The sequence below is a fragment of the Pseudomonas sp. R43(2017) genome (assembly GCF_002112345.1).
GTDB lineage: Bacteria > Pseudomonadota > Gammaproteobacteria > Pseudomonadales > Pseudomonadaceae > Aquipseudomonas > Aquipseudomonas kribbensis.
On sequence record NZ_NEHJ01000009.1, the window covers coordinates 163,953 to 190,213 of the forward strand.

At 58.6% G+C, this 26,261-nt stretch carries 26 protein-coding genes; 16 read left to right on the forward strand and 10 right to left on the reverse strand.

The genetic code is table 11. The features are described 5' to 3' along the window. Positions 1 to 15: 15 nt before the first annotated feature. The gene (locus tag CAG02_RS24150; protein WP_371856514.1) at positions 16 to 246 is read left to right on the forward strand and encodes a hypothetical protein; all 231 of its coding nucleotides are present in this window, start codon (positions 16 to 18) and stop codon (positions 244 to 246) included. Between the two features lie 122 nt (positions 247 to 368). On the opposite strand, the gene CAG02_RS24155 is transcribed toward CAG02_RS24150, so the two are convergent. The 4 genes from CAG02_RS24155 to CAG02_RS24170 form a co-directional block, all read right to left on the reverse strand. Next, a complete protein-coding gene (locus tag CAG02_RS24155) occupies positions 369 to 683 on the reverse strand; it encodes a hypothetical protein (RefSeq protein WP_256576915.1) in 315 nt (104 codons plus the stop codon). A 116-nt stretch (positions 684 to 799) separates the two neighbouring features. Continuing rightward, positions 800 to 1,456, reverse strand: coding sequence for a DUF2931 family protein (locus CAG02_RS24160; RefSeq protein WP_085711429.1), 657 nt, complete (start codon positions 1,454 to 1,456; stop codon positions 800 to 802). A gap of 10 nt (positions 1,457 to 1,466) precedes the next feature. Next, positions 1,467 to 2,123, reverse strand: coding sequence for a DUF2931 family protein (locus CAG02_RS24165; protein ID WP_085711430.1), 657 nt, complete (start codon positions 2,121 to 2,123; stop codon positions 1,467 to 1,469). Further along, positions 2,123 to 3,652, reverse strand: a complete 1,530-nt coding sequence (locus tag CAG02_RS24170; protein ID WP_085711431.1) for a DUF2235 domain-containing protein — start codon at positions 3,650 to 3,652, stop codon at positions 2,123 to 2,125. Before CAG02_RS24170 ends, CAG02_RS24165 begins: the two co-directional genes overlap by 1 nt. A 160-nt stretch (positions 3,653 to 3,812) precedes the next feature. Here CAG02_RS24170 and CAG02_RS24175 point away from each other — a divergent pair, with 160 nt between their 5' ends. Then, the gene (locus CAG02_RS24175) at positions 3,813 to 4,172 is read left to right on the forward strand and encodes a hypothetical protein (protein ID WP_085711432.1); all 360 of its coding nucleotides are present in this window, start codon (positions 3,813 to 3,815) and stop codon (positions 4,170 to 4,172) included. A gap of 67 nt (positions 4,173 to 4,239) precedes the next feature. On the opposite strand, the gene CAG02_RS24180 is transcribed toward CAG02_RS24175, so the two are convergent. After that, on the reverse strand, positions 4,240 to 4,578 hold the full coding sequence (locus tag CAG02_RS24180) for a DUF6124 family protein (protein WP_085711433.1): 339 nt from the start codon (positions 4,576 to 4,578) through the stop codon (positions 4,240 to 4,242). Positions 4,579 to 5,092: 514 nt separating this feature from the next. Here CAG02_RS24180 and CAG02_RS24185 point away from each other — a divergent pair. Both CAG02_RS24185 and CAG02_RS24195 read left to right on the forward strand, forming a co-directional pair. Continuing rightward, positions 5,093 to 5,671: a DUF4337 domain-containing protein gene (locus CAG02_RS24185; protein WP_085711434.1), complete on the forward strand. Its 579-nt coding sequence runs from the start codon at positions 5,093 to 5,095 to the stop codon at positions 5,669 to 5,671. A 638-nt stretch (positions 5,672 to 6,309) separates the two neighbouring features. Beyond that, a complete protein-coding gene (locus CAG02_RS24195) occupies positions 6,310 to 7,278 on the forward strand; it encodes a LysR family transcriptional regulator (protein ID WP_170931641.1) in 969 nt (322 codons plus the stop codon). Positions 7,279 to 7,298: 20 nt separating this feature from the next. On the opposite strand, the gene CAG02_RS24200 is transcribed toward CAG02_RS24195, so the two are convergent. Next, complete coding sequence (locus CAG02_RS24200; protein WP_085711436.1) at positions 7,299 to 7,760, reverse strand: RidA family protein; 462 nt, start codon at positions 7,758 to 7,760, stop codon at positions 7,299 to 7,301. A 217-nt stretch (positions 7,761 to 7,977) separates the two neighbouring features. Here CAG02_RS24200 and CAG02_RS24205 point away from each other — a divergent pair, with 217 nt between their 5' ends. Together CAG02_RS24205 and CAG02_RS24210 are read left to right on the forward strand one after the other, a co-directional pair. Next, positions 7,978 to 8,664 (forward strand): hydrolase, encoded by a 687-nt coding sequence (locus CAG02_RS24205; RefSeq protein WP_085711437.1) that lies wholly within the window; start codon positions 7,978 to 7,980, stop codon positions 8,662 to 8,664. 106 nt (positions 8,665 to 8,770) lie between these two features. Beyond that, positions 8,771 to 9,172: a helix-turn-helix domain-containing protein gene (locus CAG02_RS24210; protein WP_085711438.1), complete on the forward strand. Its 402-nt coding sequence runs from the start codon at positions 8,771 to 8,773 to the stop codon at positions 9,170 to 9,172. 125 nt (positions 9,173 to 9,297) lie between these two features. Here CAG02_RS24210 and CAG02_RS24215 read toward each other — a convergent pair whose 3' ends face one another. Continuing rightward, complete coding sequence (locus CAG02_RS24215) at positions 9,298 to 10,533, reverse strand: MFS transporter (RefSeq protein ID WP_085711611.1); 1,236 nt, start codon at positions 10,531 to 10,533, stop codon at positions 9,298 to 9,300. A 99-nt stretch (positions 10,534 to 10,632) separates the two neighbouring features. Further along, positions 10,633 to 11,520: a LysR family transcriptional regulator gene (locus tag CAG02_RS24220; RefSeq protein WP_085711439.1), complete on the reverse strand. Its 888-nt coding sequence runs from the start codon at positions 11,518 to 11,520 to the stop codon at positions 10,633 to 10,635. A 133-nt stretch (positions 11,521 to 11,653) separates the two neighbouring features. Here CAG02_RS24220 and CAG02_RS24225 point away from each other — a divergent pair, with 133 nt between their 5' ends. Both CAG02_RS24225 and CAG02_RS24230 read left to right on the forward strand, forming a co-directional pair. Next, positions 11,654 to 13,300, forward strand: a complete 1,647-nt coding sequence (locus CAG02_RS24225; protein WP_085711440.1) for a GMC family oxidoreductase — start codon at positions 11,654 to 11,656, stop codon at positions 13,298 to 13,300. Positions 13,301 to 13,370: 70 nt separating this feature from the next. Further along, positions 13,371 to 14,993 carry an MFS transporter gene (locus CAG02_RS24230; RefSeq protein ID WP_085711441.1) on the forward strand — a complete coding sequence of 541 codons (1,623 nt, stop codon included), beginning with the start codon at positions 13,371 to 13,373 and terminating at the stop codon, positions 14,991 to 14,993. Positions 14,994 to 15,041: 48 nt separating this feature from the next. Here CAG02_RS24230 and CAG02_RS24235 read toward each other — a convergent pair whose 3' ends face one another. Continuing rightward, positions 15,042 to 15,410, reverse strand: coding sequence for a DUF427 domain-containing protein (locus tag CAG02_RS24235; protein WP_085711442.1), 369 nt, complete (start codon positions 15,408 to 15,410; stop codon positions 15,042 to 15,044). 246 nt (positions 15,411 to 15,656) lie between these two features. Between CAG02_RS24235 and CAG02_RS24240 the strand changes: the two genes are divergently transcribed. Genes CAG02_RS24240 through CAG02_RS24265 form a run of 6 tightly spaced genes read left to right on the forward strand, consistent with a single transcriptional unit; the run spans position 15,657 to position 22,000 of the window. After that, entirely contained in the window at positions 15,657 to 16,514 is an 858-nt protein-coding gene (locus CAG02_RS24240) for a bifunctional 2-polyprenyl-6-hydroxyphenol methylase/3-demethylubiquinol 3-O-methyltransferase UbiG (RefSeq protein ID WP_256576916.1), read from the forward strand. Between the two features lie 35 nt (positions 16,515 to 16,549). Then, positions 16,550 to 18,091 carry a class I adenylate-forming enzyme family protein gene (locus tag CAG02_RS24245; RefSeq protein WP_085711444.1) on the forward strand — a complete coding sequence of 514 codons (1,542 nt, stop codon included), beginning with the start codon at positions 16,550 to 16,552 and terminating at the stop codon, positions 18,089 to 18,091. Positions 18,092 to 18,107: 16 nt separating this feature from the next. After that, a complete protein-coding gene (locus tag CAG02_RS24250; RefSeq protein WP_085711445.1) occupies positions 18,108 to 19,142 on the forward strand; it encodes a hypothetical protein in 1,035 nt (344 codons plus the stop codon). Continuing rightward, positions 19,135 to 20,316 carry an acyl-CoA dehydrogenase family protein gene (locus CAG02_RS24255; protein ID WP_085711446.1) on the forward strand — a complete coding sequence of 394 codons (1,182 nt, stop codon included), beginning with the start codon at positions 19,135 to 19,137 and terminating at the stop codon, positions 20,314 to 20,316. The genes CAG02_RS24250 and CAG02_RS24255 overlap by 8 nt, the downstream gene beginning before the upstream one ends. A gap of 37 nt (positions 20,317 to 20,353) precedes the next feature. Continuing rightward, positions 20,354 to 20,740, forward strand: a complete 387-nt coding sequence (locus CAG02_RS24260; protein ID WP_085711447.1) for an ectoine synthase — start codon at positions 20,354 to 20,356, stop codon at positions 20,738 to 20,740. A gap of 45 nt (positions 20,741 to 20,785) precedes the next feature. Next, a complete protein-coding gene (locus tag CAG02_RS24265) occupies positions 20,786 to 22,000 on the forward strand; it encodes an MFS transporter (protein WP_085711448.1) in 1,215 nt (404 codons plus the stop codon). Positions 22,001 to 22,080: 80 nt separating this feature from the next. Here CAG02_RS24265 and CAG02_RS24270 read toward each other — a convergent pair whose 3' ends face one another. After that, complete coding sequence (locus tag CAG02_RS24270) at positions 22,081 to 23,487, reverse strand: serralysin family metalloprotease (protein ID WP_085711449.1); 1,407 nt, start codon at positions 23,485 to 23,487, stop codon at positions 22,081 to 22,083. Positions 23,488 to 23,766: 279 nt separating this feature from the next. Between CAG02_RS24270 and CAG02_RS24275 the strand changes: the two genes are divergently transcribed. Further along, on the forward strand, positions 23,767 to 25,710 hold the full coding sequence (locus CAG02_RS24275) for a DNA topoisomerase III (RefSeq protein ID WP_085711450.1): 1,944 nt from the start codon (positions 23,767 to 23,769) through the stop codon (positions 25,708 to 25,710). Positions 25,711 to 25,757: 47 nt separating this feature from the next. After that, positions 25,758 to 26,261, forward strand: a complete 504-nt coding sequence (locus tag CAG02_RS24280) for a GNAT family N-acetyltransferase (RefSeq protein ID WP_085711451.1) — start codon at positions 25,758 to 25,760, stop codon at positions 26,259 to 26,261.

The following is a 26,261-nucleotide window of genomic DNA, read 5'->3' on the forward strand; positions in this document are numbered from 1 at the left end:
TTATCGGCACTAATCATGCAGGCCCGTGAAGGGTTATGCATTCAACAGAAGATCCCCCAGGAAAAATGGGAGGCAATTGCCGCTCAATGTGGCTCTGCAGAAAGAGCGGAGATCAAGGGGCGAATCGCTGCATTGAAAGCCGAGTTGGGAACCATTGAAGAGTGGGATTGCGAAACCATGGAAGATATAAATATCACCATTTCCCAATTCTCTCAGTTACTGAAGTTGTCCATGGGCGCGCCGTAAGTAACTATCAGATATTTCCATCACCGCTTTTCTAACTACTGCGACAGGCAAGAGCCCATGGATAACGGGACAGATTTATTTTCGAGAAGTAGATCTTCCTTCTTCCTACCATGAGACCGAGTTCAGGCGGGATAGAATGTCAAGCTATCAAGATCAATCTCGGCATAGCCCCCCACATCCCCCTTGTAAAGCAAGACCCTGCCCACTCCAAGTTCGGATCGTAAGAACTCGACAAGCTTTCCAAGGCTTTCGTTTTTAGACATTGAAGTCGGGCGCACTACCATTGCCTGTCCGGGCTCGTCATCGTAAACCCTAATCAGAAACACATCCTTTTCATTCTGTACGTCGTAGTTATAACCACGGTATTCATATCCAACTTCAGGATCGACATCATCAAAGCGAGTAGTTTTCACTATCTTCAAAAGAGCACCCAGCATTCGGAATTCATAGAAAAACCCTATCACAAAACAAATTATTCAAAGTTTGGAGACAACTTCACTTATTTAACCTCCCACCCTCTTTACTCATCCCATTCATTCCAAACCTCGAAGAATTACCAACTGCCATACGGAATACCAAATTCCTCAATATAGCGTTTAGCTTTTTCATTAACTGGATAGGCGTAACGCCCTTGATTCTTGCCTTGACTTGGCCCCAACGGCTCAACCTCAGCTTGGGCCCTAGCCACTTTGACCGGGTGATGACAAGAGTCTCTAACCCACACTTGCACTACGCCGCCCGGCGCCAACCCCAGATAAACCGAAGAAATATAGGTAGCAGTTTGCTCCGGCGTTTTCGCGCATCGCTGGTTGACCGACGCCAGCATCAGTTGCCTGGCTTCTTCAGGTATTTCCACCCAAACACGGTAGGTTTGTGGCTCCACGATAGATTGCCAGCGAACGAAGATTCGTTTGGGAAGATCCGCGCCTACCACTGCTTTCGCAGAACTACCTACGCCGTGCCACCCTTTAGCGGACTCTGTGCCATCCTCTGGCTGCCCACCCGAAGCAGCCCCAGAGCCCGTGTGCAGGAACGTTCTTCCTTTGATGTCTTCCACAGCGGTGTCTTCAACCCAGACCTTCATGTAGCGAGGTTCGGTAAAGCCGAGTTCCCACCATTCGGACTTGGGATCATTTTCGCCTGACAACAGATCAATCAAATGACATCCAGCAATCAACAACACAGATAGCAAACTTATGAATTTCCTCATTTGCTGACAGCTACCAACTTCCGTATGGAATGCCAAATTTCTCGATGTAGCGTTGCGACTTCTCACTCACCGGATAAGCGTAACGTCCTTGGTTCTTACCCTGACTCGGACCTAGCGGTTCGATTTCTGCTTTGGCCCTCGCCACTTTCACCGGATGGTGACACGAGTCTCTGACCCAGACTTGTACAACCCCACCGGGAGCCAGCCCCAAATAGATAGAAGCGGAGTAACTCGCTTGCTCCTTTGGAGTTTCCGGGCAACGTTGATTGACCGACGTCTGCATTAATCGTCTGGCCTCCTCGGGCACCTCCAACCAGACACGATAGGTCTGAGGTTCGACTATCGATTGCCACCGTACGTAAATGCGTTTGGGGAGATCGGCACCAATTACTGGCTTTGCAGCTGCCCCCACCGCGTGCCAGCCTCGTGCAGACTCTTTACCGTCCTCAGGCTCCCCGCCAGCGGCCGTGCCTCCCCCCGTACGCTTGAACAGCTTGCCGTTTATATCTTCGACGGCGCTGTCCTCCACCCACACTTTCATGTAGTAAGGCTCAGTAAACGCGAGCTCCCACGACTCGGACTTAGGGTCGTTTTTGGCAGACAGTGGATCCGCAGACTGGCATCCAGTCGTGAACAAAGCACAAAGCAGGGTTACAAGAACTCTCATTACCAAAGCGTCCAATCAGGTACGTGGGGATGCAGCACGCGGATGGTGTCGGCTGTCGGGGCGTTGATGTATACCGCATTTATTCCGCTGCCATCTCTGCGGCCGAGTGGATGGTTCCAGTTTGCGGACATGTGTATGTACTTGAGTTTCAGCAGTTGCTCCTCTTCAAGCGTGGTGCTGTAGTCACCCGCAACGAACCGATCACACAAAGTTTGAAGTTCTGCCGGGATGGTCAAGTCGGGCGTGTCAGGAATATCGTTGAAGCGAACGCCTTTCTCTTTTGCCAGATGGTGCATCACTCTCAGGTAAACCCTGGATAGCGTGCCACTCACCGGACGCCTCAGCTGTACAGCTGCGTAAACACGTTTAGCGCTCGGACTCAGCCGATCCTGCGGACTGTTCGGCACGATAAGAGCTTCAGGAGTCACAACCTCAAGCATGTCTGCAGGCCATCCCTTGGATAACCACTGGTTTCTAACGTTAACCGCATCCCTATAGATCGAGGTAGTCACGACGTCGGTGTTCAGGGGCACGATGAGTGTTTGCATCGGGCTTACAAGAACACATTCCTGCGCGTCCTCCAGATACCCCCCACCGATGTCGGAATGCACTCCAGGCAGAGTAATCTCCAGATGATCCGGCTTGACGCGACTGAGTGCGAAGTTGGCTCTGCGTTCATCACGAGCAACCAACTGAACGACATCAGTGAAAAAGCGACGATCAAGGTAAAGTTTGATACCCGTCGCAATTGGGCTTTTGATATCTCCCAGATTTGACCAACCGGCTATCGAGGGTACTGTATCGAATAAGCCGATAAACCCCATATTGATATCGCTTTTGTATTGGTCATTGAATTTGGAGCTGAAGGCTCTGGGCAGATTTCGCAACACATGACCGAGAGGACCGCGACTGCCACGAACAATTTCGTTAGCAAAATGACGTGCGGCAGCCGCACCACGGCTGAAACCGAACGTATCAAACGTCAGTGAGGTGATTTCACTGTCTGGGTTATCTTCCAGGACTCGATTGATTGCTTGTTGAATCATAGGAAACGAGGACTCGACTCGCCCGGCAACTCCTGTCTCCCCTCGGCCCGTACCTGCACCGATTGTGCTGTCTTTTTCTCCGGATCGCGTACCGATACCTTCGACGTAGACAACGCGAGAGGCTCGTCCCGCTTGTACTACCGGAACTGCGTCGTACAGCTCACTGAGTTTTTTGATGTTGCTTACATCATTGCCATAACTACTATCCGGATCGCTCATATACGGCTTGCAGCTTGCATCGATATCTTTAGCCGCAATCGGATGATGAGCGCCGCACAGAAGTCCGGCCGCAGCGTTGTTGGCATTGTTACCCGTACCATCGAAGAACACTCCGATCCGCAGGGCAATGCCGATTTTTTCAGGCTCACGCGCAGGCTCTTTCCCGTGTTTCTCATACTCGGCCCAACGCTGGGCATGAATATCGACGGGTTTGGTGCCTGTGTTGCGATAGTTTTTAGGCGGGTTGGGAATGTAGCCACTCAATCCTTGATTCCTTGTTCTGATCCTTTGAGAACGGACCGGAGGGTGACAGTCGAAACGAGGTGACGCAAGGCGTGGCCCTGTGCCAGCGCTTGGCTTCCTGCAATGGTGGCGCCACGCCCCGAATGATAAGGTTCACCCTCAAAATCACGGACGACACCTCGTGCACAAACAATCTCTTGCAGCAGCCGCGATAACCTTCACCATCAGCCTTTTCGCTCTCGCCTCTCCTGTGCCGCAGGAAGAGCTCGAAGAGTGCCAGCGAATAGACAACTCGGCCAAACAGGTCATGAAAAGCAGGCAGCAAGGCGCACCCATGGATTCGGTGTGGGAACTGGCCGAAGCGGCAGGCAAGCAGAGCGAGTATGTCGGTGAGTTGTTCAAGACGCTGATTCGCGAGGCGTACGCGATTCCTCAGTACTCAAGCGAGAGCTTGCAGCAGAAAGCGATCAGCGATTTCCATTCCAATTTCTACAAGGCTTGCATCGTGACGGCGCAAAAGCGAGCAGACGCCAACGGCTGAGCTCGTCGAACAAAAAAGGGAGCAGATTCAGGTTATGGATCTGCTCCCTTTTACTTAAGGACGGCCTCTACGCTTTCAGCTCAACCTTATCCAGCGCCTGATTCACGGCCAGCCCTGCGACCATGACCACTTGTGCGATACCCAGTGCGGTTTTGCGGTGGGCGGGTTCGAGGATGGCGGCGAAGTTGCTGAGCATTTCGCTGGCGGAACCGAGGGATTCGCTGTTGTAGGCGGGGTTGGCCAGGAACATGGGATCGTGCGTGGTGTGGCTGCCCATGATGCGTTGTTGCGGGGTCAGGTAATGATCGAGGGCGCGTTCGGCTGCTTCGTTCAAGGTTCGGGAATCGGGGAATTTGTAGGGTGAGACCGGATCGGTTTCTGGTGGATTCGGTGTTGGTTTGATCATGGTGAAACTCCTGATTTTGATTAGGAGCTACCAGCATCACTTGCAGATGATGGGTGGCAGCCAAGTGCGGGTCTGCAAGACCGGGAAACCAGGCACCCGGCAGACCCGAGGGTCTCCCGCACAAAGCCGCCATTGAGCGGACACAAACGAGCGTCCTTTTGGCAGGGCTGTGCGACTGGTTTTTCCGGCGGGCTTGCAGACCCGATCACTGATGAGCAGTGACGGGAATCAAGTTACGGAGGGAGCCCCAGACGCACAAGCCGGCGGATTCTGTCTTAGGTGTAGGGCGTGGCGCAAGGCGTTGTGGGCATCGGGATGTGACGAGAGGCATCTCATAAACAGGCCAAGTTTTTCGTGTTTAATTTCTGACAAAAGAGACTGTTTCGCAGTCCGAAGGAAATACGTAAATCAGCTCGTCAGCTTTCATCCAGACACCGCCAGCCCCCTGTGTCTAAAAAACCGGCCACCCTGCATAATCCGCGCAAATTCCTCCATCAATCCAAGTCCGACCGTCATGCCTGAAGAGTTCGAAGTCCCCAGTCCTCACGAGCAACACGTTGAACACACCACCCATCATGCCCACGCAAAAGGAGATAACTTTGCCAGCAAGATCGCGGTCATGACGGCGATCATGGCGACAGTCGGCGCCCTGATGAGTTATCAGGCCGGTTCGACGGAGAGTGAGGCGGCCATGGACAAAAACAACGCCGCCATCCAGAAGACCGAAGCCGCCAACGAGTGGAACTACTACCAGGCCAAGTCCAGCCGGCAGAACCTGTCGGAACTGGCCAGCCATCTTCCGGGGCTGGATTCCGCTCATTACGTTGCCGAGGCGCGGCGCTATGCGGAGCAGAAAGAGGAAGCCCGAAAAAAGGCGGAAGCACTTGAGCAGCAGGCGCGAGCGTGGGACGAGAAGTCAGAGCAGGTCCTGCATCAGCATCACCGCTGGGCCCAGGCCATGACCGCGATTCAAATCGCCATCTCACTGGCGGCCATCACCCTGCTGACGCGTAAGGAATGGCTCAGGCGCGTCTCGTTCGGCGCGGCGGGTTTGGGGGTCATGCTGGGTTCGCTGGCCTGGCTGCATATCTGAAAGCGCTGCTTCACAACAGGTAGCATTGCAGACGCTGGTGCGCACTTCACCCTGCGAGTCACGCACCAGGCTTTGTGAGGGGTTACCACTGGCCGCTTACGAGACAACCGACGATTTCCCAACCACTGTACTCCCACCATGAATATCGCTCGTCGGAGCAACTTCGGGCCAAGCTGGCCATCTGGATTTTCCCGACTGTTTGAGGAGTACTGAATGGCGTGTCAGTCGAAGCTGTTAGCTGATTGGCAGGCCGCGGAGCATTGAAGGTCGTCGGATGCACGGAGGCATTCGCGACAGAGGCGGTGAAAACGAGGGTTACGGATATGGCCAGAGCAGTGATGGACTTATTCATGTTCGAATCCTTTCAGTTATCTGACTTGCGGCTTATGCACTGGCCTGAACTGCCTATATCACCGAACTGAACAGACCGGGTGCTTGCACAGAATGACGCCATGAAAGCGTACCACCGCGCGCGCCGGCACACAGTCGCTCAACCGTGCTATTGACAACTGGAAAAAATCAGCTGCCGAGGTGGGTTTCGCAGGATCAAACGCTGTACGCATCGCCGGAACAATTTGGCTGCTTCCCCCCCCACCTCTTCTCGTATCATCACCGCCCTCGCATCCGGAACGAACTGTGTGAAATCGCCAACTGAAAAGGCTCTGACTCCCCCTGACGGGAAAAAGTGGGACGCAGGCGAGGCTGCCAGCCAGCTCTCGTGGGACGACTTGCGCATCATCAAGACGCTCAGTGATTGCGGCAATCGTTCGGCTACGGCCAAAAAGCTTGGCATCAATGTATCCACCGTTTCGCGCCGGATTACTCAAGTCGAGCGCACGCTCGGCGTCGCGCTGTTCGATCATCGCAAATCCGGGTATCTGCTCACCGCCGAGGGTGCTGAATTGCGAGCACTCGCCGAGCGGGTGGAGCTGGACATCGTCAGCGTCACGCGGCGTGTTTCGCGTTCAGGCCAGGGCCCCCTCGGAAAGCTTCGAATTACCACCAGCGACTCGCTGCTGCTGTATTTCTTCACCCCCATCATCGCGGACTTCAAGGCTCTGAATGAGGGAATCACCATCGAGGTGCTGGTGGGCAATGAAACCCTCAGCCTCGCCCGGGATGAATCGGATATCGCCATTCGGGCGACGAGAAAACCCGCGGAAAGCCTGGTGGGGCGCAAACTGGCAAACATTGCCTGGGCACCTTATTGCTCTGCCAGGCAAATGACTGACTCGCCCCTTTTCGAAGAGGGCCAGGCATGGGTGTCCTACTCCGCAGCGCTCTGCGGTCTGAGGGCGACCCGTTATGTCGAAAGCAGAGTCGCTGCCGAGCGCATCGCGTACCGCACCGATTCCGTTGCAGCGGCAAGCGTGGCCATCGCGGCGGGCCTGGGATATGGATTCCTTCCCTGCATGCTGGGCGACATCACCCCAGGCCTGGTACGTGCCGGGCCGGTGGTGCCGGAGCTTCAGGATGAGTTATGGCTGCTGACTCACCAGGACATTCGAAAATCGTGGCGGGTCAAGGCATTCATGACCTTCTGCGCGGCTGCCGTGGCCAGTCAGAAACCCTTGGTCGAAGGGCAGTCGATACTCCCGGTCATCTAAATCGAAACCGGGAGTGCAGCTCAGATGTTTCGCGCGCCAATCACGGCCTTGCATGCGATCTCGATCAGTTGCGGGCGCTGGGCAAGTCTCGACACGCCAATGATATTGCTCGCGCACTGAGGCCGCTCAGTGCCATAGGCAGCCTTGCGCACTTTGCCGACGACCGCGAACGCAGCATCCATATCCAGCACGTAAAGCGTTTCCTCGACAACGTCTTGCAGCGTTGCGCCATACAAGGCGAGTAGCTTCGAAATGTTGTCGTAAGAGACCCGCATCTGCTCTCCCATCGAAGAGAAATCACTGGGCTTTCCATTGGCGTCCAGCGGCGCCGGGGCGACCAGATTACCTTCCTCATCGTGGTTGAACTGACCTGATACGTAGATCTCGTTTCCTGAGCGCCGTGCCTGCGGATAGCCATAGGCCTCTTCCCAGGGGACACCCCAGTAGGCGGTCTGCTTGTTGAACGGTTGTGTAGCTGCCATTGCATTCTCCAGCTCATGAGGGATCGGTCTGATCCGTATGGGTAGGCGAATGCTAGCAGCGCGAGCACGCATTCAATGGCGCAAAAATGAGCCTTCAGGAGTGCAAACGTGCGCCACCATTAAACATTTTGTTTCGTTATCTTTTGCTCGCCCTCAGCAATGACGCTGAGGAATGTACTTGTGCGACTGAACAACATCGAGCTGAAAGGAAACAAGAATGAACAATCCTAAAACTGAAGTCCTGACTCCACTGAACAGCCAACTGATCTTCATCGACCACCAGCCACAGATGGCCTTCGGCGTGCAGAGCATCGACCGGCAAACGCTCAAGAACAACACCGTTGCCCTGGCCAAGGCAGCGAAGATTTTCAATGTCCCCACCACCCTCACCACGGTTGAGACAGAAAGCTTCTCGGGTCACACCTATCCCGAACTACTCGCCGTGTTTCCGGACGCCCCGCTGCTGGAGCGCACCTCCATGAACTCCTGGGACGATCAGAAGGTGCGCGACGCACTCAAAAAAAATGGTCGCAACAAGATCATCGTCTCCGGCCTGTGGACCGAGGTGTGCAATGCCACCTTCGCCCTGTCGGCAATGAACGATGCCGGCTATGAAATCTATATGGTCGCAGACGCCTCCGGCGGCACCACCAAAGAGGCCCACGATTACGCCATGCAGCGCATGATCCAGGCCGGCGTGGTACCGGTGACCTGGCAGCAGGTGCTGCTGGAATGGCAACGGGACTGGAAGAACCGCGCCACCTACGACGCCGTGATGGAACTGGTCAGGGAACATTCCGGTGCCTACGGCATGGGCGTCGACTACGCCTACACCATGGTGCACAAGGCGCCTGAGCGCGTTCAGCATGGCCCCTCCCTGGCGCCTGTCGCCGCGTCTGTCTGAGCCATCGCCGGCCCTGCCCCAGGGGCTGTCCAGACTTGCAAAGGGTGCGCTGTCGACTGAGTCGAGTCAGCCGCGCGCATCCTGTTACCTGAATTTCCGGATGTGTATGAACATGGATAAATCTACCGTGCTGGCGACGCTCACCCTGACTTCGACGGGACAGCTCAAACCCTGGCAGATAAGGACTGCCCAACAACTGATGCTCGACAGGCTGGATACCGGCATTACCGTGACTGAACTGGCCGAAGCCTGCGCATTGTCGCGCAGCCACTTCTCACGCCTGTTCAAGGAAAGCACCCGGATGTCCCCGCAGCAATGGCTGCGTGAACAGCGGGTCATGAAAAGCAGAGAATTAATGAAGGACTCCACGATGCTGCTCACAGAGATCGCACTGGAATGCGGCTTTTGCGATCAAGCTCACTTCAGCCGTACATTCGCCAAAGCTGAAGGCATGTCACCGAAAGCCTGGAAGCAACAAGCGATCAGCCCGATTCCGGTCACGGCTTGAACAGTCAAGCCATCACCAGCGCGCGGGATCGGACCAGGCCAGATCCCGGGCGGTTTGGCCCGGATATCGATCTTCTATTTGCCGGAGCTCAAGCAAGCCGATACACAAGCGTTGCAGGAGGCGGCTCACCCAATGTGCCCGTATTCCAACGCACCCCGCGACACCGTCTCCGGCACCGCCACCCAAAGCAGCGCCAGCGCTGCCATCGCCACCGCCGCCAACGTCAGAAACGCAGCACTGTACCCCGCCTCCTGAACCACAACCCCCGCCAGGCTGTTGCTCAACGCCGCCCCCAGACCGAACACCGTCGAAATCGCCCCGAGGCTGACGTTGAAGTGCCCGGTCCCCTGCGTCAGGTCTTTCACCACCACGGGAAACAGCGCGCCGAAAATCCCCGCCCCGATGCCGTCGAGCAACTGCACCGAAACCAGCCACCACGGATCGTTGGACAGCACATACAACACACCGCGCAATGGCAGGATCAGGAATCCGGCCAGCAGCAACGGCTTGCGCCCCCACACATCGGCCTTCGCGCCCACCAGCAACGCGACCGGCACCATCACCATTTGCGCCGCGACGATGCAGGCGGACGTAAGCGGCGTGGCCATCTGCAGATTGGCTTGCGCCAGTTTCTGACTCACCAGTGGCAGCATCGCCGCGTTCGCCAGATGAAACAGCGCACAGCAAATCGCGAACATCAGCAGCGGTCTGTTGGTGAGCAAAACGGAAAGCCCCGAAGGCTGCTTGCCCTGCCCTGTTTCGCTTGGCTCCAGACCTCGGGCGAGATCATGGTCAATGGCTTCGGCCGATACGAACGAGACGGCAATCACACTGGCCAGCGCCATGACCGCCATCAAATAAAACACCGCGACCGGGCCGAACAGATACGCGGACAAACCAGCCAACAGTGCGGCGCAGGCGTTGCCGGCGTGGTTGAAGGTTTCGTTGCGTCCGGTTCTGCGTGTAAACGCGCGAGGGCCGGTAATGCCGAGGGTAATCGCGCAGATGGCCGGTGCGAAGATCGAAGCAGCAGCGGCGCTGATGGCTTGCGTCAGGGCCACGAGGCTGAATGAGGTAACGAATGGCAGCAGCAGACAACTTCCTGTGACCACCAGTGCGGCAATCGCGATCAGCGCCCGTTTGAAGCGTGTGCTGTCGACCAGCGCACCTGCCGGAGTCTGTGTGATGAGCGCGGCGATCCCGGCAATCGTCATGACCAGACCGATACTCGCCGGTTCCCAGTGGTGAACCGCCAGCAGGTAAATCGCCAGATAAGGACCGAGCCCGTCACGCACGTCGGCAAGGAAGAAATTCAGGCTGTCGAGGGACAGGTTATTGCGGCGATCGAGGTGAGTGGCCACGGCAAGCATCTTCGTTGTGGAGGTTCTGCGAGATGACTCAACCTCTGCAAATCGAATGACCTTTTGCGGGGGATTTTAGTTGCATGGAACAGTCGCCCGTTACTGCCCCATCAACAACTCACGCTCGCTTTCGCACAACTCCACCACATAATCCCAAACCACCCGCAATCGCACCGACTTGTGCAACTCCCGCCGCGTGCTGATCCAGTAACTGCGCTCGATGCTTTCGTCCGGCAACAGCGCTATCAGATCCGGATCCGACGCGGCCATATAGCAAGGCAGCACCGCAATCCCCAACCCCGAGCGCGCGGCCTGCTGCTGGGCGATCACGCTGGTGCTGTGAAACACCACCCGGGGATTGCGGCAGAAGCTGTTGAGAAACATCAGTTCCTGACTGAACAGCAGATCATCGACATAGCCAATCCACGCATGCCGCCCGAGATCCTCGCGGCTGCGCAGCGGCGATGCATTGTCGAGATAAGCGCGGCTGGCATAGAGCGCGAGCCGGTAATCGGTGAGTTTGCGGGTGACCAGCATGTCCGCCGCCGGCCGTTCCAGGTGAATACTGATTTCCGCCTCGCGGTTGAGGATGCTGACGAAACGCGGCACCGCCACCAGTTCCACTTCCAGCCCCGGATAACGCTTGAACAACCCGATCATGCGACTGGCGAGAAACATGATCCCCAGCCCTTCCGTCACGCCGACACGGATCTTGCCGAGCGGCGCCGTGGACTGGGTGATTTCTTCCTGGGCCAGCAGCGCGACGTTTTCCATGGCTTCGGCGTGTTTGAGCAGCGCCTCCCCTGCCGGGGTCATTTCGTAGCCTTGGGCGTGCTGGACAAACAGCGCGGTGCCGAGGCTTTTTTCGATGGCCTCGATATGCCGGGCAACGGTGGCGTGGGTGGTGTTCAAGCGGCGGGCGGCCGTGAGCAAGCGACCGCTGCGTTGCAACTCGAGAAAGAACCGCAGGTCGTTCCAGTCGAACATGGCTTGTCCTTGTCGGCTATCGTCAGGAAGCGCTGTTTGAAAACGCACAGCGGCTGCGTAAAAACTAACATTCTTTTGAAGAAAGCTAACAACTAGGATGACTGACAACAAAAACAATAAGCGAGGTCAGGGAATGCAGACTTCCCTCGATGAATTCGATTACATCGTGGTCGGCGCCGGGCCGGCCGGGTGTTTGCTGGCCAATCGGCTGTCGGCGGATCCGCAGCGGCGCGTACTGTTGCTGGAGGCCGGCGGGCGCGACAACTATCCGTGGATCCACATCCCCGTGGGTTACCTGTTCTGCATCGGCAACCCGCGCACCGACTGGTGCTTCAAGACCGAAGAACAACCGGGCCTTAACGGCCGCGCGCTAAGTTATCCGCGCGGCAAGGTGCTGGGTGGCTGTTCGTCGATCAACGGCATGATCTACATGCGTGGCCAGGCCAACGACTATGACGGCTGGGCCGCCGAAGGAAATCCCGGCTGGGCCTGGAACGATGTGCTGCCGTTGTTCAAACAGAGCGAAAACCACTTCGCCGGCGCGGCAGATTTCCATGGCGACCAGGGTGAATGGCGGGTCGAACGTCAACGCCTGTCGTGGCCGATTCTCGATGCATTCCGCAGCGCTGCCGAGCAAAGCGGCATCGCCAGCATCGATGACTTCAACCAGGGCGACAACGAGGGTTGCGGCTACTTTCAGGTCAACCAGAAGGCCGGGGTGCGCTGGAATGCGGCGAAGGCGTTTCTGAAGCCGATTCGCGATCGGGCCAATCTCACGGTGCTGACTGAAGTTGAGGTGAACCGCGTGTTGTTCGAGGACGGTCGCGCCTCGAAGGTCAGCGCTCGTTGGCAGGGTCAGCAAAAGAGCTTCAAGGCGCGCAAGGAGATCGTGTTGTGCGCCGGCTCCGTGGGCTCGCCGAGCATTCTGCAACGCTCCGGGATCGGGCCGCGTCCTCTGCTGGAGAAGTTCGGAATCGGCGTCGTGCATGAGCTGCCAGGCGTCGGCGGTAACCTGCAGGATCACCTGCAATTGCGGCTGATCTACAAACTGGAAAACGCCCGTACCCTCAACCAGATCGCCGGCAGTGTGTGGGGCAAGATGGGCATGGGCCTGCGTTATCTCTATGACCGCAGCGGGCCGTTGTCGATGGCGCCGAGTCAGCTGGGCGCGTTTGCCCGCTCCGGGCCGGAACAGACCTCGGCCAATCTCGAATATCACGTGCAGCCGTTGTCGCTGGAACGCTTTGGCGAACCGCTGCACAGCTTCCCCGCGTTCACCGCGTCGGTTTGTGATTTGCGTCCGCAGAGCCGTGGACGGATCGAGATCCGCTCTGCCGATCCGCAAGCAGCACCGCTGATCCAGCCCAATTATCTGAGCCATCCCGAAGACCTGCGCGTGGCCGCCGATGCGATCCGCCTGACCCGGCGCATCGTCAGCGCCCCGGCCCTGAAAGCCTTCAACCCGGTGGAATACCTGCCCGGCGCCAGCCTGCAAACCGAAGAACAACTGCACGAAGCGGCGGCGAAGATCGGCACGACGATTTTCCACCCGGTCGGTACCTGTCGCATGGGCAACGACGCGGATGCCGTGGTCGATGCGCAGTTGCGGGTGCATGGTGTACCCGGTCTGCGGATTGCCGATGCGTCGATCATGCCGCGCATTACCTCCGGCAACACGTGTTCGCCTACGCTGATGATTGCTGAAAAAGCGGCACAGCTGATGCTCAACCCCGAGACAAGGAACATCACACCGAAAACGGAAATGGCCCACACCCTGTAGACATCGCGCATCACCCGGACACGCAACACCAGTGGAAACAACAAAAACAATCACTGTGAGGGATACCGATATGTCAGAACACGCTCAGCCGCTGGACGCCGTGCGCAGCACGGACGCCGGCTCCGATACCCGAAAGGTCATCTTCGCCTCGTCACTGGGGACGGTGTTCGAGTGGTATGACTTCTTTCTCTACGGCGCCCTGGCGGCGGTGATCAGCAAGCAGTTCTTCGCCGGGGTCAACGACACCACGGCGTTCATCTTCGCGCTGATGGCGTTTGCCGCAGGCTTCATCGTGCGGCCGTTCGGGGCGCTGGTGTTCGGTCGGTTGGGGGACATGATCGGGCGCAAATACACCTTTCTCGCGACCATCATCCTGATGGGCGTGGCGACGTTCGCCGTTGGCCTGCTGCCGACCTACGCCAGCATCGGTATCGCCGCGCCGATCATTCTGGTGGTGCTGCGCATGCTCCAGGGCCTGGCCCTCGGCGGCGAGTATGGCGGCGCCGCGACTTACGTGGCGGAACACGCACCGATCGGCAAACGGGGTTTCCATACGAGCTGGATTCAATCCACCGCCACCCTTGGTCTGCTGCTGTCGCTGCTGGTGGTGCTCGGTTGCCGTTACTTCACCGGTGATCAGTTCGAAGTCTGGGGCTGGCGCATTCCGTTTCTGCTGTCGATCGTGCTGCTGGGGATTTCCACCTGGATTCGCCTGAGCCTGCACGAGTCGCCGGCCTATCTGAAGATGAAAGAAGAAGGCAAGGCCAGCAAGGCGCCGATCCGCGAATCCTTCGGCAAATGGGAAAACCTGAAAGTCGTGCTGATCGCCCTGTTCAGCATCAACGCCGGGCAAGCGGTGACCTTCTACGCCGCGCAGTTCTACGTGCTGTTCTTCCTCACCCAGTTCCTGAAAATGGACCCGGCGGTGGCCAACAGTCTGCTGATCATCAGCGTGGTGATCGGCGCGCCGTTCTTCATCATTTTCGGCTGGCTGTCGGACAAGGTCGGGCGCAAACCGGTGCTGATGCTCGGCTTGCTGCTCGCTACCGCGCTGTACTTCCCGATCTTCAAATCCCTGGCCCACTACGCCAACCCGGCCATCGACCATGCCAGCCAACAGGCGCCAATCACCGTAGTGGCCGACCCGGCCACCTGCACCTTCCAGTTCGACCCGGTGGGCAAGGCCAAATTCGACAGCCCGTGCGACAAGGTCAAGACTTTCCTGGTCAAGCAGGGCCTGCCCTACTCCAGCGTCGCAGCGCCTGCCGGCAGCGCGGTGCAAGTGAGCGTCGGCGATGTGAAACTCGACGGCTTCGACGAAGCTGCCCTGCGCGGCGCAATCACCCTCGCCGGCTACCCGCAACAGGCTGACATGCAGCAGATCAACAAGCCGATGATCGTGGCTCTGATCGTCGCCCTGATCATCATCTCCGCCATGTGCTACGGCCCGCTTGCGGCGCTGATGGTCGAACTGTTCCCGACCCGTATCCGCTACACCTCGATGTCCCTGCCGTACCACATCGGCAACGGCTGGTTCGGCGGTTTCCTGCCGACCGTGTCGTTTGCGCTGGTGGTGTACACCGGGGATATTTTCTATGGGCTGTGGTACCCGGTGCTGATTACCGGGGTAAGCCTGGTGGTGGGGATGATCTGTCTGCGTGAGACCAAGAATATCGATCTCGACAAGAACTGATCCTGAAGCCTGTGGCGGGGGTTTCACGCCCTCGCCACAACCTGCCTGTCAGAGCTCCGCCCCCAGCAATTCGAACTTCACTTGATCGGGATAGAACGCAACGTAATCCTTGATCTGGCTGACCGAAATCTTCGGATTTTCGTACGTCCACACCGCGTTCGCGCCCTCATGTCCGGGCACTTGCAGACTGAAATAATTGGCGTCGCCCTTGTACGGGCAATAGCTCGTATGGTCGGTGCGGGCGAAGTACTTTTCGTCGATGTCTTCGCGGGGGATGTAGTAGACCGGCGGGTAATTGGCTTCGAGCAGTACCAGTGCGCGGGCCGAGGCGGCGATCTGGATGCCATGGAACTTCACCAACACACAACCTGGCTGCTCGGCGATGGTGATGACGGGACTGGGACCGGAGGTTTTCATCGGTTTCTCCTGACTGCGACGAAGGGAGCGCTTCAGGTATAACCCATGTGGCCCGATCACGTCGGGTTCGCAGCCGAACGGCTTTTGCTCGATCAAACCAATCGTGATCTGAAATGGCTATGGCTTTTATGGTCACTGACTGGTGACAAAAATACCTAATGATGGGCCATTGTTCGCCTTGACAGCACAAGCCGCACGATGGAAATATCCCCTCCGTTATCGAGCCGCTTACAACTTTCGATAATCATGGATGCTCTTCAAGAAAAACAATTAAATGGAGTTTCATTATGTCTTGCCGTCGCCTGCTACATCCCTCCTTCACAAAAACCTCATATTTCCCAAACGCTACCTGATCAACTGAACGCACGTTTTTCCCCTGCGCGATTCCTTGCGCGCCACGCCTGTCGACGCCAGAGAATAACTATGAAAGTAGTGAACAGTTCCGTCCTGAAAGAATGGTATGACAGAGAATACAGCGCCTGTGATAACGGCACACTGTTTGGTGAGTTGCGCGATGAGTTCAAACAGTTTCTGACCAGTCTTCCTGACGGTCCGGGTCGCGCACTGGAGCTGGGTTGCGGCGATGGTCGCAACCTCACGGCCCTGGCCCGCAAGGGCTACAGCCTTAGCGGCGTGGACATGGTGGACAGCACGATTCAGAGCCGCAGGCATAACCCCTGGTTACGCGAGCTCGATTTTCAGCAGACGGACATCCTCGACTATGACCCCGGCTCTGCAACTTACGATGTGCTGGTCTGTTCGGAAGTGCTGCACTTCTTCAGCCAGGAAGAACTTCGCATCGTGATGCCCAAAATCATCAGCGCTGTAAAACCTGGCGGTTATATATTCCTCGACTTGTTATCCGACCTGACGCGTTACTTCCAGGCAAGCGGCGAGCCTTTTATCTGGGACAAGGAAGCCGGATTATCCACTCAAGACAGCGAAGGTTTCTTTGATGCCTGGCTGTGCGACTTTGATATCTATGACTTCAATACGTTTTTTGACAAACAGAGTTGGCCACTAAGCAACTCCGAAAACTTGCCAATCGACCCTTATACCTGGCAAGGAACCTATGTTTCGGTGTGTGCAAGAAAACGTAATTAACTCCCCCGAAGTTGTGCTTGAAAGGATATTGAGCCATGCAACTTTTTCATCAGGTCATCGCCGATAACGCCCGTCAATACCCGACCAAACCGGCCATTGTTCTGGATGGGGTCGCGACCACTTATCAGAAACTGCAGCAGCGAGTGGACGACATCGCCTCTCTGATGCCCAGCCTGGGAATTGCACCGGGCGAGCGCGTGGGACTGTATTCGACCATCTCCGTCGAACTGATCGCCGCCTACCTCGGGCTGCTGCAAGCCGGGGCAATCACCGCCGCCACCCATCACACCCTGAGTCGCACCAAGCTGATTCATCAGCTCAAGCATTCCGGTGCGCGGGTACTGATCACTGACTACACCGACAACTTGCCGGAACTGATCGAAGCCGCCGGGCTGGACCTTATCCTGCTGACCGTTCCCGCCCCCGAGGCTACGCCAAAAGTCATCCATCTGGGCGATGTCTTTGCCGCGAACCAAACACACAATGCCCCGGCCACCGCACCACTGGATGCTGATCCCGAACGACCCACCTCGATTTTCTATACCTCAGGCTCGACCTTCAGTCCCAAAGGCGTGCTGGTCAATCACCGGATCATGCTGGCGGCTTCCAGCAGGGTTACCACCTACCTGCAGAACAGTCCCGACGACCGCATCCTCAGCTACTCGACACTGGCCTCCGACTACGGCGTCTACAACGTGATGATGCCGTTGTTTGCCGGTGCCACCAGCGTCATTGAAAGCAAGCCCGCCGCCAGCGCGGAGGATGTCCTCAGGGTGGTCGAGCGCGAGTCCGTCACCGCCATGCATGTGTTTCCCCCGGTGTTTTTTCTGCTGGCCAATACCGACCCGCAGTGGCAGGCACGGGTTCCGGAGCTGCGCTATATCTCCAGCAGTGGTCAGGCCCTGCACACGCGACATATTCAGCGGATCCGCCAGGCCTTGCCCCAGGTGCGGATCTTTTCCAACTACGGGCTCACCGAATGCAAACGTGTCAGTTACCTCCCCCCTGAAGAGATTGACCTGCGCCCGACGTCGGTGGGCAAACCTCTGCCCGGCGTCAGCCTCTACCTGGTCGACGAACAGGGTCGTGCCATCGACGAACCCGAGCAAGTAGGCGAGTTGCTGGTGACCAGCGACTATCTGATGCTGGAGTACTGGAACATGCCCGAGGCTAATGCCAGGGCCTTCGTTCACGATAAGTTCGGCCATTCGCGGCTGTACCGCACCGGCGACCTGTTCAAGCGAGATGCAGAGGGTTATCTCTACTACGTGGCGCGCAAGGATGATGTGTTCGCGCGCAACATCTGGAACGTCAACCCGAGGGAAATCGAACAGTGCCTGGCCTCCCACCCCGCCGTCGCCGAAGTGCTGGTGGTGCCGGTCGCCGACGAGTCGGCCGGGCACGTGCCCAAGGCCTGCATCGTACTTGACGCCGACCATCGCCAGACCAGCGAACAGGCCTTGCTGGATTACTGCAAGAGCCGCCTGGACTGGCACATGGTGCCGGCCCAATGCGTATTTCTCGAAGCCTTGCCAAAAACCGATTCGGGCAAGTTCACCGCCAAAGGACTGATCTGACAGCAGGAGCTACTTCATGAACACTTGTCCGCAGCCGCCACTGGATGACATCGGTCTGGACCACAATCTGCAACAGAGCGCCATGCTGAAACTGGCCGGGCACTTCCACAGTCTGGCCACGGGCGCCAGCCAGGTACCATTGCAGTCGCTGCACAGCCATCTGAAGTCAGAAATCGAAGACCCAGAGATCCTCGACTACCACGATCGTCTGATCGAAGGTGCGGGTCCGTTGTTCTCGCACTTTCTGGCCAGCGTGCCGTACATCCTCGAAGAACTGTCGAGGGTCGGCGTGGCCCTGACCCGTCTGGCCCGGGCCAGTACCCGAAGCGCCGACCAGACCTTCAGCCTGTTCGAGGTGGATGCTTTCGATGGCAGCAACGGCCGCGCATTGGCCGGCCACTCGCAGGGTCTGATTCGCAGCTTTACCTCATCGCCCAACCAGGCCAACCGGATTTCGTTCGAGCGCCACGCAGACCCGGCGCTGTCGCTGTTCTATCCGCAATCGGTCTTCAAAGTCACCCCTGCGCTGCTGCAAAGTCCCGACTACGAACGCTTCAGCCAGGGGTTCGATTTCATTTATGAAATGGCCGCGTTTCAGTTCTATACCCGCGATCGCGAGCGGCAGATCGCTCATATCAAGCAGTTTCTCAAACCTGGGGGGCTGGTGTTCTTCCTTGAGAAACTCAACCACCCCGCCCCACAGGAATACCTGCGGCGCGAACGGATCAAGGATGAAGTATTCAAGACCCGCTACTTCAGTGAGGAAGAAATCCGCTGGAAACGCCAGCAGATGCTTGAGCAGATGCAGAATGGACAGGTCACCCTGGAAGAACTGGTCAGTGCCCTGTCGGGCCGATTCAAGCATGTTCACTTACTGTGGAGCAGCAGCAATTTCTGTGAATTCGTCGCCTCGGACGATCCAGCGCAAATCGAACGTTTCCTCGGTCTGCTGGGCCCGGTAGTGCAACCCGCAGCGTTCTGTTTTGAAGGGGCGCGCCTTGGCGACTTGTCAGCTCCCCACGCTGCTGTCGCGGAGCCAGTCGATGATTGATCGCGCCGACCAAGCGTTTCACCACGCCGCGTCACCCGCACTGTGCCAACGGGCGCTGGAGCATCTTCCGGCCTGGCGCGAACGCGCAGCCGCGGCAGAAAAAAACCGCCGCCTGAGCAGCAGAACCTTCAGCGAACTGTTCGCTGGCGACTGGCTGGACCTGCTCTCGCCGCGCGCGCAGACCACCAGCAGCGGGCACTGGCCAACGCTGGTGGAAAGCGCGCGCATTGCCGCCAGAGCCTGTGCCTCCACGGGCTGGATGCTGGCCCTGGTCGGAGGCCACGGCTGCATCGCCCGGCGCCTGCCACCGGCCTGCCAGGACCTGTTGTACGCAGAAGGGCCCCGGCAATTGTTCGCTTCGGCGTCCGGCAGCACCAACAGCCAGTTATCCCGAGAAACCGATGGCATTCGGGTCAATGGGCGGTGGCGCTTCAGCTCGGGGATCGAAGACGCCACCTGGCTAATGCTCAATGCCCCATGTCCGAATCACCCGGATGCCGATCAGACTCCTCGATTCCTGCTGCTGGTCGCTGCGAATGATGTTCAGCGGCTCGACAGCTGGGACAGCTGTGGCATGTCGGCCACCGGTTCCCACGATGTGCTGACCCACCAGTTGCTGGTACCCCATGAACGTGTGTTCGCGCTGCATGAGGTATTTGCCCGACATCCGCCTGCGCCCGGCACCGACTACATCGACCATGCGCCGTTGGTGCCCTACCTCACGACCTCGATCATTGGCCCGTTGCTGGGTTGCGCCGAGGGCGCCCACGCCGCGTTTGTGACGGCGCTTGCCGGATCGCCCCTGGCCGGCGATCCACGGATCGCCGAGCAGGCAGCCCACTCGGCTGCGCAGTTGTACAGCGCCGGGCTGCTGTATGACTCGCTGGTTTCCCGACTGCATGAGGCAGGTGTCCAGAATCGCCCACTGGACACCTGGCAAGTATTACAGCTCAAGCGCGACCGCGCCTATCTGGCACAGCAATGCGTGCAAGTGGTCCGGCGCCTGGTGGAACGACTTGGTGCCTCGTCACTGGTCGCCGGCAACCCGCTCCAGCGTCACTGGCGCGATATCCAGGCCATCGCCGCGCACCGCGACGTGGTGTGGAACGACACGATGCTGGCTTGTGGCGAGGCCATTTTGAACCCTTCCAGCGTCGACGCCAAAACGGCCTGACTGATTTTTCACCAACGACTTTCTCAGCGAGGTTTACATGTTCATTCGCAACAAATCCGAAGTAGAAAAAACCCCGTACTTCGTCGAATGGGGCGCCGGCACCAGCCATCGTCTGCTCACCGAACGCGATGCCATGGGTTTTACCCTATGTCACACCGTGGTCCGCGCCGGCACCGAATCGCTGTTGCACTATCGCAATCATCTGGAGGCGTGTTATTGCATTGCCGGGGAAGGCGAAGTCGAAGATATGCAGGGAAATGTCTACCCGATTCGACCTGGCGATGTGTATGTGCTCGACCAGCACGATCGCCATTATCTGCGCGGGGGCAAGGAACAGGATCTGATTCTGGTCAGCGTGTTCAACCCGCCCCTGCGTGGCGACGAGCGACATAACCTCAACGACAGCTCGGGCTCGGCTTACTGACGTTGCGGCAGCCCCGCCAGGCCGCCCACCCACAGGAGTGTCATCATGCGTAAGGATTACCTGGCTTTTTTCATCTCGCTGTTCCTGTCGCGGCTGGCGGATCAGATCCTGTTGTTCATCGTGCCGTTGGTGGTATTCCAGACCACCAACAGCGCGTCCTGGGCGGGGCTAGCATTTTTCGTCGAGTCGCTGCCGCGCTTTCTCGCGTTTCCGTTGTGCGGTGCCCTGTGCGACAAGTTCTCGCCCATCAGAATCCTGCACATCAGTCAGGTCTACCGCGCGCTGCTCTGCGTGCTGGCAGTGGGGCTTTATGCCGTCTTCGGCGGTATCGCATGGCTGGTGGTGCTGTCAGCGCTGTGCGGCGTGCTGACTACTCAGGGCATCATGGCCCGCGAAGTGCTGATGCCGCATATTTTTCAGCACTACAGCTACACCAAAACCCTTTCCTACTCGCAGATAGCCGACCAGACCGGACTGGTTCTGGGGCCCTTGGTGGCGGCATTGCTTCTGGAGGTTTCGGCTTGGCACTGGGTGGTGCTGTGGGTGGCCGGGCTGTTCCTGCTGGCCGACCTGAGCATGCTGGTGTGGCAACGTTTCAGCCGTATCACCCTGGAGGTGTTCGAGCAGCATCAGGACATCTGGCTGCAGCCTCTGCGCATCGCTTTCAGGCATATCCGCGAACTGGCGGAGCTGAAAAAGATCATCACCCTGGCGGTCGGGGTCAACCTGATTGTCGGGGTCACCCTGGCCACTTCGGCGGCCATGGTGCTCGGTCAATACAGCGCCGGCAAGGACGACTACGCCGTGCTGCAAGCGGCTGGCGCGGTGACCACCATCGTGATTCTGTTTTTCCTCGCCCGAGTGGTATTGCCGTTGCGCGTACTGGGTGGCGTTGCCTATTCGATGCTCGCCGCCGGCGCCTTCATCAGTGCCCTGAGCCCGAACCTGGCGGGTTATGTGCTGGGTTTCCTGCTGATCGTCGGCTTCGACAAGATGTTCAACGTTTACATGCGCAGCATTCGCCAGCGAGTCATTCCCCCTCAGGACTTCGGCAAGACCGTCGGCGTGATCACCCTGCTCAACAACTTGTCGCAACCGCTGGCCGGTCTGCTGGTCGCACTGCTCGCTGCGCCATTGGGGACGCAACGTGTGATTCTGATTCTGGCCGTGCTGGCGACGCTGCTGGGCGTGGCGGCTCTCTGGTGGTTTGCCAGAGTACGTAACGCCCCCGCCACGTCGATTCTCGAGACCGAGCAATAACGGATTTCACTGTCGTAGAGCGATGTCCGAAAACAAAAAAACCGCAGCCTGCAAAGGACTGCGGTTTTTATCGTTTCAGATCACGCGACGATATCAGTCGCCACAGCCTGCCCCACCACGCCCACAGCGAAATCAACCGAACCCTGGCCGGTCAGGTCAATCATCAGGCTGGTCTGGTTGGTCTCTGCGAAGTAAGTGAGGATCGCGTCGCCCGCGTGCCCGGTGAAGCCGCTGACGAAGTTCAGCGTGGCCGCGCCGGTGGCGAACCCGGCGATGCCCGACAGGTCGATCTTGTCCAGGCCGCTGGTGAAATCCATGATCCAGTCCGGCGCGGTCATGGTCGAGTCGCTGGCGGTGCCGAACACAAAGGTGTCCGCGCCTTCACCGCCCCACAGCGTGTCACCGCCGCCACCGCCGTAGATGATGTCGTTGCCGGCACCGCCAATCAGTTCGTTGGCGGCGCTGTTGCCGATCAACAGGTCATTGCCCGAACCGCCAATGGCGTTTTCCACGGTCACGCCATAGGCAATGGACACGTTACCCACCAGGCCGCCGACGTCCGAGAACGAACCTTCGTTGAGGTTGATCTTCTGGTTCTGGCTGAAACCCGAGAAATCCAGAGTGTCGTTGCCGCCGCCGTCCCATACCGAGAACACCACTTTGGAGGTGTTCGAAGTAGCGCTGTAGTAGTCCCGGTCGGCGTTGGAGTTGAAGCCGTACACGGTGTCATCGGCACGGGTTTCGAGGTTGGCCCCGTAGAGTTTCTGTACGGCGACGATATCGTCCAGCAATGGAGCCGAAGCGTAGGCGCCGCTGCCGTCCTTGCTGAAGTTCTGGTCGGTGTTGGCTTCGCTCCAGTAGCTCATAAGGCTGTAGCCACGGGTGTCTTCGGCGTACTTGGCGTCGTTGTAGGTCGGGTTGCCGTTGCCGGCGTTGTAGGCGCCCGGGTGCGACAGGCCGAGGGTGTGGCCGATTTCGTGGGTCAGGGTCTGACGCCCGTAGTTGTTGGTGTCCGGGGTCTTGTTGACCTGGTATTGGTCGTTGATCAGGTACCACGACTGGCCGTCATAGCTGCTGCCCTGTGGCAGGTAGGCGAACGCCGCGCCGCCGGTGCTGACGTCGTAGTTGCCGAAGGTCATGTGACCGTCACCGCCCTTGCCTTCGGTGAAAGTGACTTTGGCCACGTCCGACCACGATTGCATCGACAGCACGGCCTGGGCTTTCTGCTGGGCGCTGAACTCGCTGAAGTTGCCGAGCTTCGGGTTGTAGTTCGAAGGTTTGTCGGTCAGGAAGGTGTAAGTCAGATCAATCTTGCCGTCGGCATTCTTGTCTTGCCACGACATGCCCTTGCGCAGGATTTCGTCGGCGGCCTGGTCGGCGGTGAACGACGGTTTGCCGTTGACGGTCCCGGTGCCACGGTCATACAGGTGGCTGAAGGTGTCGACCGCGGTGAAGGCGCTGCTGGCCTGGGAGGAAGGTTGAGACATGGTGTACGTCCTTGTTGCTGAAGAGTCAGTGTCAGACAGTAAAACGGCGATCTTCTGGCGAGATCGTCCTGTCACTCGCCCTGTTGAGGCGATTCGAACCTGACACAGTGCCGGGCACGAACGCCATTCAATTTCTCGATAGCGTCCCCGATTGCCCCGACGCAGGCTGTCATGACCGGCAATCCTTTTATCTGTATATCCATACAGATAAAAGTTGCCCCGACGCCCGACTCAGGCCATTCTGTGCGCCTCTTCGGGCAATGATCGACGACGGTGGTTATGCGGCTGTACCTCTGTGAAAAACCTTCCCAGGCCAAGGATATTGCGGCCGTACTCGGTGCCAGGCGCCGGGGCGATGGCTGCTGGCTGGGAACGGATGTCACGGTGACCTGGTGCATCGGCCACCTGCTGGAAACCGCTCCGCCGGACGCCTATGACGCCCGTTACAAACGCTGGGTGCTGGCGGATCTGCCGATCATCCCGGACAAATGGAAAATGACCGTCAAGCCGCGCACCGCCAGCCAGTACAAAGCGGTCAAGCGCCTGCTCGGCGAGGCCAGCGAACTGATCATCGCCACCGACGCCGACCGTGAGGGCGAGATGATCGCCCGGGAACTGGTGGAGCATTGCCGCTATCGCGGGCCGATCCGCCGCTTGTGGCTGTCGGCGCTGGACGAAGCGTCGATTCGCAAGGCGTTGGCGGCGCTCAAGCCGGGCGCTGAAACCTTCAGTCTGTATCACTCGGCATTAGGGCGTTCCCGGGCGGACTGGCTGATCGGGATGAACATGAGTCGCCTGTTCACCCTGCTCGGCCGGCAATCGGGCTATCAGGGCGTGCTGCCGGTGGGCCGGGTGCAGACGCCGACCCTGCGGCTGGTGGTGGATCGCGATCGCAGCATTGCCGATTTCATACCCGTCGCGTACTGGGCGATTGATGTGCAACTGCTGCATGACGGCACGGCGTTTACGGCGCAATGGCGTGCGCCGAACGATGCCTGCGACGATCAGGATCGCTGCCTCAATCAGGCGCTCGCCCAGCAAGCGGCCGCCGCAATCAGCAGCGCTGCCAGCGCCCGGGTGGTCAAGCTGCGCACCGAGCGCATGCGCGAAGTGGCGCCCCTGCCCTTCGATCTTGGCACCCTGCAGGAAGTCTGCTCGAAGAAGCTCGGCCTCGGCGCCCAGGAAACCCTGGACATCGCCCAGGCCCTCTATGAAACCTACAAAGTCATCACCTACCCGCGCAGCGATTGCGGCTACCTGCCCCTGAGCCAGCACAGCGAGGCGCCGGGGATTCTCGCGGCGTTGCGTCAGGCCGATCCGGGCCTCGAAGCGTTGCGCGAACATCTGGAGCCACAGCGCCGCTCCCGTGCCTGGAACGACGCCAAGGTCAGCGCCCACCACGGCATCATCCCCACCGCCGCCGCGAAGAATCTCGAACGCCTGAGCGGTAAGCACCGGGCGGTCTATACCTTGATCCGTGCACGGTATCTGGCGCAGTTCCTGCCCAATCATGAATACGACCGCACCCAGGCCGATTTCGACTGCGCCGGTGAAGCCCTGCGCGCCGTCGGCAAGCAGATCATAGAACCGGGCTGGAAACGCGCACTGCCGGAAGCACTGGCCCCGGCCAAGGGCCGTGAAGCCCCCGCGCCACAAACCCTGCCGACGCTGAGCCAAGGCGCCGAATGTGCTATCGCTGACGTAAAGCTCAAGGATCTGTGGACGCAGCCACCCAAGCCCTACACCGAAGGCGATCTGATCAAGGCGATGAAGAACGTCGCCAAACTGGTGGAAGACCCGCTGCTCAAGCAGAAACTCAAGGACACCACCGGGATCGGTACCGAAGCGACCCGCGCCTCGATCATTCAGGGCCTGCTGGATCGCGGTTATCTGGTGAAGAACGGCAAGGCATTGTCCGCCACACCCGCCGCGTTCAGCCTGATCGACGCGGTACCGCGAGCGATTGCCGACCCCGGAACCACCGCAATCTGGGAACAGGCGCTGGACATGGTGCAGAGCGGCGAAATGAGTCTGGAAGAATTCGTCACCAAACAGGCCGCGTGGATGAGCAAGCAAGTGACCCGTTGTGCCGGCCTGAACCTGACCATCAGCGGCCCACCGCCTGCCGGCAAGGCTGCAGCGCCGTGGAAGAGCAAGCGCAAGACCACTCGGCGCAAAACGGCCGGAACCAGCAAACGCGCGGCGAAACCGGCTGCCAAATAGCCCGCCGCGGGCTACTGTTTCTGCAGTGATTGTCAGGAGCCTGCGGCATGTCTGTCATCGAACTGCGCGTCGCCCGGCGCGACGAACTGGACACCATCGAAAACCTGATGCAGTTCTACACCTACGACTTCAGCGAATGGCTGCCGCTGAAGCTGGGCGGGCATGGTTTCTTCCCGATCCAGTTGAAGGACGATTACTGGCGCCAACCGGCAACCCGGCCGTTCCTGATCCATGTCGACGGCGAACTGGCGGGGTTCGTGACCGTGGATGACCACATCCTCATTGAAGGCGCCGACTACAACATCGGCTATTTCTTCGTCAGCCGACGCTGGCGTGGCCAAGGCGTCGCGCAGTTTGTCGCCTCTGCCCTCTTGAGTCACTTGCCCGGTCAATGGCAGATTTTCCATGTCGACGCCAACCTGCCTGCACAGCGGTTCTGGGCCAGGGTCATCCCTGAGGTGAGCGGCGGCGACTTCACTCGCCAGCAGAAAACCGTGGACGGTTACCCCTGCACCTTCTACTGCCTGCGTAGCCCTTCTCACGCTGCCTGA

Excerpts from the sequence above, each read along its gene's own strand:
- CAG02_RS24150 (WP_371856514.1), top strand. The coding sequence starts at position 16 with ATGCAGGCCCGTGAAGGGTTATGCATTCAACAGAAGATCCCCCAGGAA.
- CAG02_RS24155 (WP_256576915.1), bottom strand. The coding sequence starts at position 683 with ATGCTGGGTGCTCTTTTGAAGATAGTGAAAACTACTCGCTTTGATGAT.
- CAG02_RS24160 (WP_085711429.1), bottom strand. The coding sequence starts at position 1,456 with ATGAGGAAATTCATAAGTTTGCTATCTGTGTTGTTGATTGCTGGATGT.
- CAG02_RS24165 (WP_085711430.1), bottom strand. The coding sequence starts at position 2,123 with ATGAGAGTTCTTGTAACCCTGCTTTGTGCTTTGTTCACGACTGGATGC.
- CAG02_RS24180 (WP_085711433.1), bottom strand. The coding sequence starts at position 4,578 with ATGATCAAACCAACACCGAATCCACCAGAAACCGATCCGGTCTCACCC.
- CAG02_RS24185 (WP_085711434.1), top strand. The coding sequence starts at position 5,093 with ATGCCTGAAGAGTTCGAAGTCCCCAGTCCTCACGAGCAACACGTTGAA.
- CAG02_RS24200 (WP_085711436.1), bottom strand. The coding sequence starts at position 7,760 with ATGGCAGCTACACAACCGTTCAACAAGCAGACCGCCTACTGGGGTGTC.
- CAG02_RS24205 (WP_085711437.1), top strand. The coding sequence starts at position 7,978 with ATGAACAATCCTAAAACTGAAGTCCTGACTCCACTGAACAGCCAACTG.
- CAG02_RS24210 (WP_085711438.1), top strand. The coding sequence starts at position 8,771 with ATGAACATGGATAAATCTACCGTGCTGGCGACGCTCACCCTGACTTCG.
- CAG02_RS24220 (WP_085711439.1), bottom strand. The coding sequence starts at position 11,520 with ATGTTCGACTGGAACGACCTGCGGTTCTTTCTCGAGTTGCAACGCAGC.
- CAG02_RS24225 (WP_085711440.1), top strand. The coding sequence starts at position 11,654 with ATGCAGACTTCCCTCGATGAATTCGATTACATCGTGGTCGGCGCCGGG.
- CAG02_RS24230 (WP_085711441.1), top strand. The coding sequence starts at position 13,371 with ATGTCAGAACACGCTCAGCCGCTGGACGCCGTGCGCAGCACGGACGCC.
- CAG02_RS24235 (WP_085711442.1), bottom strand. The coding sequence starts at position 15,410 with ATGAAAACCTCCGGTCCCAGTCCCGTCATCACCATCGCCGAGCAGCCA.
- CAG02_RS24240 (WP_256576916.1), top strand. The coding sequence starts at position 15,657 with ATGGATGCTCTTCAAGAAAAACAATTAAATGGAGTTTCATTATGTCTT.
- CAG02_RS24245 (WP_085711444.1), top strand. The coding sequence starts at position 16,550 with ATGCAACTTTTTCATCAGGTCATCGCCGATAACGCCCGTCAATACCCG.
- CAG02_RS24250 (WP_085711445.1), top strand. The coding sequence starts at position 18,108 with ATGAACACTTGTCCGCAGCCGCCACTGGATGACATCGGTCTGGACCAC.
- CAG02_RS24255 (WP_085711446.1), top strand. The coding sequence starts at position 19,135 with ATGATTGATCGCGCCGACCAAGCGTTTCACCACGCCGCGTCACCCGCA.
- CAG02_RS24260 (WP_085711447.1), top strand. The coding sequence starts at position 20,354 with ATGTTCATTCGCAACAAATCCGAAGTAGAAAAAACCCCGTACTTCGTC.
- CAG02_RS24265 (WP_085711448.1), top strand. The coding sequence starts at position 20,786 with ATGCGTAAGGATTACCTGGCTTTTTTCATCTCGCTGTTCCTGTCGCGG.
- CAG02_RS24270 (WP_085711449.1), bottom strand. The coding sequence starts at position 23,487 with ATGTCTCAACCTTCCTCCCAGGCCAGCAGCGCCTTCACCGCGGTCGAC.
- CAG02_RS24275 (WP_085711450.1), top strand. The coding sequence starts at position 23,767 with ATGCGGCTGTACCTCTGTGAAAAACCTTCCCAGGCCAAGGATATTGCG.
- CAG02_RS24280 (WP_085711451.1), top strand. The coding sequence starts at position 25,758 with ATGTCTGTCATCGAACTGCGCGTCGCCCGGCGCGACGAACTGGACACC.